At 74.6% G+C, this 4858-nt stretch carries 6 protein-coding genes and 1 pseudogene; 2 read left to right on the top strand and 5 right to left on the bottom strand.

Annotated features, from left to right (window positions below; all coding sequences use genetic code 11):
- Positions 1 to 59 precede the first annotated feature (59 nt).
- Positions 60 to 857: an SRPBCC family protein gene (locus tag HGA02_RS10590; protein WP_168678975.1), complete on the bottom strand. Its 798-nt coding sequence runs from the start codon at positions 855 to 857 to the stop codon at positions 60 to 62.
- A complete protein-coding gene (locus tag HGA02_RS10585) occupies positions 854 to 1453 on the bottom strand; it encodes an ArsR/SmtB family transcription factor (protein WP_168678974.1) in 600 nt (199 codons plus the stop codon). Before HGA02_RS10585 ends, HGA02_RS10590 begins: the two co-directional genes overlap by 4 nt.
- A 64-nt stretch (positions 1454 to 1517) precedes the next feature.
- Here HGA02_RS10585 and HGA02_RS10580 point away from each other — a divergent pair, with 64 nt between their 5' ends.
- Positions 1518 to 2084, top strand: coding sequence for a dihydrofolate reductase family protein (locus HGA02_RS10580; RefSeq protein WP_168678973.1), 567 nt, complete (start codon positions 1518 to 1520; stop codon positions 2082 to 2084).
- Positions 2085 to 2136: 52 nt separating this feature from the next.
- Positions 2137 to 2946 (top strand): SGNH/GDSL hydrolase family protein, encoded by an 810-nt coding sequence (locus HGA02_RS10575; protein ID WP_168678972.1) that lies wholly within the window; start codon positions 2137 to 2139, stop codon positions 2944 to 2946.
- A gap of 24 nt (positions 2947 to 2970) precedes the next feature.
- Here HGA02_RS10575 and HGA02_RS10570 read toward each other — a convergent pair whose 3' ends face one another.
- The 3 genes and pseudogenes from HGA02_RS10570 to HGA02_RS10560 all read right to left on the bottom strand — a co-directional run.
- Positions 2971 to 3240: a hypothetical protein gene (locus tag HGA02_RS10570; protein WP_168678971.1), complete on the bottom strand. Its 270-nt coding sequence runs from the start codon at positions 3238 to 3240 to the stop codon at positions 2971 to 2973.
- 84 nt (positions 3241 to 3324) lie between these two features.
- Positions 3325 to 4272 carry a hypothetical protein gene (locus HGA02_RS10565; protein WP_168678970.1) on the bottom strand — a complete coding sequence of 316 codons (948 nt, stop codon included), beginning with the start codon at positions 4270 to 4272 and terminating at the stop codon, positions 3325 to 3327.
- Positions 4273 to 4326: 54 nt separating this feature from the next.
- Positions 4327 to 4858 (bottom strand): annotated as a pseudogene (locus HGA02_RS10560) (TerD family protein); the annotation flags it as partial.

The following is a 4858-nucleotide window of genomic DNA, read 5'->3' as shown; positions in this document are numbered from 1 at the left end:
CGGAGCACCGGGCCGGGGTCGAGTCCGCCGCCCGCGCCGCCGCGGCACGCGCGCGCTGATCAGGCCGGGACGGCGAGCTCGTCGAGCCAGGCCTGCCAGCGCGGCTCCTCGCGTCGCAGGTAGTCCGGGGCGTCGGGGGAGAACAGGAACGCGCGCACGCCGGCGGTGGCCTTCCCGTCGCCCTCGCCGTACGCGTAGACGTTGAGCACGCCGGGCACGGGTGCGGTGAGCCGGACCAGCGCCTGCTTCTCGCCCACCCGCTCGACGACACCGGTCGAGCCGCGCACGTCGATCGTCTCGCCCTCCGTGGCGAGCCCGAGCCCGTCGCGCAGGGCGGTCCAGACCGCCGGGACGTCGCCGGGGTGCGACGCCGTGACGTCGAGGTGCGTCGCCTGCTGGCCGGGGAAGTGCGCGAGGTACGTGCGCAGGTTGTCGAAGAACGGCCGCCACTCGGCACCGAGGTCGTCCCACCACTCCGACTCCCAGTCGGCGCCGATGCCGAACCCGCTGCTCGTGACGTGCACGACGCACGTGCCGCCGGACCGGGCCTCGACGACGAACTCGGAGGTGAGCGGGCTCAGCGCGTCGGGGTCCTTGCCCATGAGGCGGGCCCAGTCCTCCTCGTAGACGAGGCGGTGCGGCGGGTCCCAGCGCACGACCTGGCCGACCGAGTCCATCTCGGGGCCCATGACGAAGCGCAGCGCGCCGCCCTCGCGCTCCTCGAGCTCGGTCTGCGTGAACCAGCCGCTCATGCCCGTCGCGGTGGCGATGGCCTGCCACACCTGCTCGGGCGTGCCGGGGACCTCGACGCTGAACTCCAGGCGGTACGGGACGTCCGGCGTGGTGGTGGTGGTCATGAGCTCGTCTCCTCGGTGAGGGGGTGGGGGGCGGGCAGGGGGTGGGCTGCGACGACGAGCCGGTGCGGGCGCCCGTCGTCGTGGTGGTAGCGCGCGGCCAGCTCGAGCACCGCGGCGGTGAGGTCGTCGGCGAAGGCCGCCCGGTCCGCGGCCGACCGGAAGCCGATCGTGGTGTCGATCGTGAGCGTGGGCAGCCGCCTGCCGGACGCGCCGGCGCGGCGCGCGAGCGTGCCGACCTCGCGGACCACGCGACCGGCCAGCGCGACGAGGTAGGCGGCCGAGAGGTGGTCGGCCTTCTTGTCGGGATCGGCCGCGGACACCGTCACGGCCGCGGGGGAGACGACGTACGCCGCCGCCGACGCCTGCAGCACCCGCTCGGTGATGCCGCCGTGCCGGCGCTCCTCGGCGAGCTCGACCAGCCCGTGCGCCTCGAGCGCCTTGAGGTGGTAGTTGACCTTCTGGCGCGTGATGCCGACGCGGGCGGCGAGCCCGGCGGCGGAGGCCGGGACGGCCAGCTCGGCGAGCAGCCGTGCCCGGACCGGGTCCAGCGCGGCGGCCGCAGCCTCCGCGTCCTCGATGACCTCGACGTCCTGCATGGCACCACCGTCGCGCTTGACAACAAATCTTGTCAAGAGGCCCCGGCGGCCCTACGTTCGACGCATGGGAAAGCTCATCTACTCGATGTTCACCTCGCTCGACGGGTACGCCGCCGACACCGACGGCAGCAGCGACTGGGGCGGCGCGCTCGACCCCGTGCTGCACGACTTCGTGTCCGACCAGTCGCGGTCCGTCGGCACCTACCTCTACGGCCGGCGCATGTACGAGACGATGTCGTTCTGGGAGACCGCGCTCGACACCCCCGACCCGCCGGACTTCGTCCGGCACTACGCCGAGGTCTGGCAGGCCGCCGACAAGGTCGTCTACTCCACGACCCTCGACGCCCCCACGACCCGGCGGACCACGGTCGAGCGCACCTTCGACCCCGTCGCGGTGCGTGCCCGGGTCGACGCGCTCGACCACGACGTCACCATCGACGGACCGACCCTCGCGGCGCACGCCCTGCGCGCCGGGATCGTCGACGAGGTCCAGCCGTACGTCGCGCCCGTGTCCGTCGGCGGCGGCCTGCGGTTCTGGCCCGACGACGTGCGGCTCGACCTCGACCTCGTCGAGCAGCGCGCCTTCGGCAACGGCACCGTCTGGACCCGGTACGCGGTGCGCCGCGGCTGACCTCCCGTGCCGCGGCGCGCAGCGCGGCGCTGATGTGACTACCGTCACACTCATGACGCGTCCACGGCGGACGACGACGTCCGCGCTCCTGACGGTGATCGCCGCGCTCTTCCTCGTCGGCTCGGTCGCGACGACCGCGTCCGCGGGGCCACGACACCGCGTCGTCTACGACGCGCTCGGCGACTCGTACGCCTCGGGCTACGGCGTCCCGCCCTACACCGCGTGCGGACGGTCGGAGGCGGCCTACCCGGTGCAGCTCGACGGGCGGCACCGCCTCCGGCTCGACGACTTCGTCGCCTGCGCGGGCGCGACCACCGTCTCGCTCGTCACGGGCGGCCAGCTCGCCGCGCTCGACGCCGACACCGACCTCGTGACCCTGAGCATCGGCGGCAACGACGTCGGCTGGTCGACCGCGGTCGTCGCGTGCCTCGGCGGCACCGACGCGCAGTGCGCAGGTGCGACCGCCCTCGTCGACGCGCGCATCCGCGGCGAGCTCCCCGCGCTCCTCGACACCGTGTATGCGCAGGTCGCGGCGGCCGCACCCGACGCCCGCGTCGTCGTCACCGGGTACCCGCGGCTCTTCTCGCCCGAGCACGGGGCCTACCTCGCGGCCTCGGTGGCCGAGCTCACGGCGCTCAACACCGCGGCGGACACCCTCGCCGCCGTCATCTCGGCTGCGGCCGACCGCGCGGGGTTCCAGTCCGTCGACGTCCGCAAGCGCTTCACGGACCACGGCGCGAACGCGCCCGACCCGTGGATCCTCGGACCCACCGACCCCGCGGCGTTCCACCCGACGGCCGACGGGTACGAGGCCTACACCGCCGCGGTGAACTCGGCGCTGGGACGAGTCCGACTCTGCTGAGCCACGCGACGGGGCCGCCCGTCCTCACCGCCGCCGGTCGACCGCCGCGGACTCGGGAGGCGGTGTCAGCCAGACGATCCCGGGCCTTCCGCCCGAGTCGACGAGCCTGACCGCGACGGCTGACCGCTCCGCGCCGGGGCGGTCAGCCGCCCACCGCAGCGCGTCGGCCGCGGTGCAGCCCGACAGGTCGAACGTCGTGAACGCCGTCCCGCCCTCCGTGACGACCACGACGCGGTACGTCGCGTCGACTACCTCCCACTGCGTGTCGCGCTCGTCGACCTGGTGCGCCTCCACGGCGCTGAACCTACGCCCTCCGCCGTGCTCGGACGCGCTCGGTCGCACGGGCCGCCGTGCGCGGCAGCCAGGGACGACAGGGGCTCAGTGCCGGGGGCCGTCGAGCAGGTCGTCGAGCGAGACCTGGTGCAGCAGCCGGTGCTCCCCGACCACGTGCAGCTCGCCACCACGCGCCGTCAGCCTCCTGCGCCGGAGCTCCCGCCCGTCGGGCATCACAAGACGGCCCACGGGCTCGCCGACCTCGATCCCGTCGGGGCGCAGCCGGAACGGCGTGACGACGTCGAAGTCGGCACCGTAGCCACCGACGAACGCGCCGCGCTCCCCGTCGACGAGGACGGCCGCCGCGCCCGTCACGCCCGTCGCGCCGAGATCCGTCGCCGCGTCGCCCTCGGCGCGCACCAGGTGGAACTCCGTGTACGCGTAGCACACGGCGGCCTCCCCGCTCACGTTCAGCGCATACACGTCGAACAGGCTCGGCAGGCCGCGCTCCGAACCTGGATACGACCAGCGGATGTGCAGGTCCTCGTCGAAGCGGACGAGCCTGCGCGTGCTGATGTCGTCGGAGGCCTCGTCGAAGTACGCGATCCACACCGCCCCGGCGGGTGTCGTGAGGACGTGCTCGATCGCGTCACCGACGAAGCCGGCCGTCACGAGCCGCCCGTCCGCGTCCCACACCTGCGCGTTGGTCTCGCGTCTGCGGGCACGCGCCGCGACCAGCAGGACCCTGCCGCCGGGGAGCGGTTGCACGAACGTCGCGTCCACCGCGCCGTCGAGCACGACGGGAGGCGCGGCCGCGTCGGTCCGGTCCAGCAGGAGGCGGTCACCGCGCTCGCGGTCGCGGACGAGTGACAGCACCCGCCCGTCCGGTCCGACGCCGACGGCCACCGGGTCGTACACCCACCGCCGCATGTCCGGCCAGCCCTCCGGCTGCAGCCAGCGGCGTGCGTCCCGACGCAGCGGGATCATCGGCAGCGACAGCAGCGAGCGGCGGCGTGCCAGGTCAGCGCTGTCGCGCTCGTCCCACGAGGTCACGGCCGCATGATGCCAGGCCCGGTCGACCGACCGGTGGCGCCCCGGGTGGAACGGTCAGCGCAGGTCCGTGGCCGCGGCGCGCAGGACGCCGTCGACCACCGACGCGTCGTCCGGGCCGAGGTCGGGCGTGTACCGCCACTGCGTGTGCGTCCAGGCGTCGGCGAGGTGGTCGTCGGGCTCGACGGGCAGGCGCACGGACTCGCGGAACAGGGTCGTGACGAGCGGGCTGCCCTCGTGGACCGGGCTCTGCGTGCCCGTGAGCAGCACCTGGACGCCTGCCGACGGTCCCTCGTCGACGAGGTAGCGCAGGCGGCCCACGGCCGCGTCGTCGAACGCGGTCGGGAAGTCGTGCACGACGAGGAGCCGGTGGGCGTCGTCCCCGCCGAGCGCGTCCATCGCGCCCGCAGAGCGTGCCATCTGCACGAGGTCGACGCGGCGGACCAGCGCGTCGAGGACCGCGCCGGCGGCGGCGACCGACGTCGCCGCGGGTGTCGACATGGCCCGGCTGCCCGGCTGGGCGAGCGCGGTGAGCGACGGCGCGAGCCCGCCCGTGAGGTCGACGACGAGCACGTCGAGACCGCCGACC

The organism is Cellulomonas septica (assembly GCF_012396155.1).
Lineage (GTDB): Bacteria > Actinomycetota > Actinomycetes > Actinomycetales > Cellulomonadaceae > Cellulomonas > Cellulomonas septica.
The sequence above is the reverse complement of the archived record's forward strand: the minus strand, read 5'-3'. Positions and strand labels throughout refer to the sequence as shown.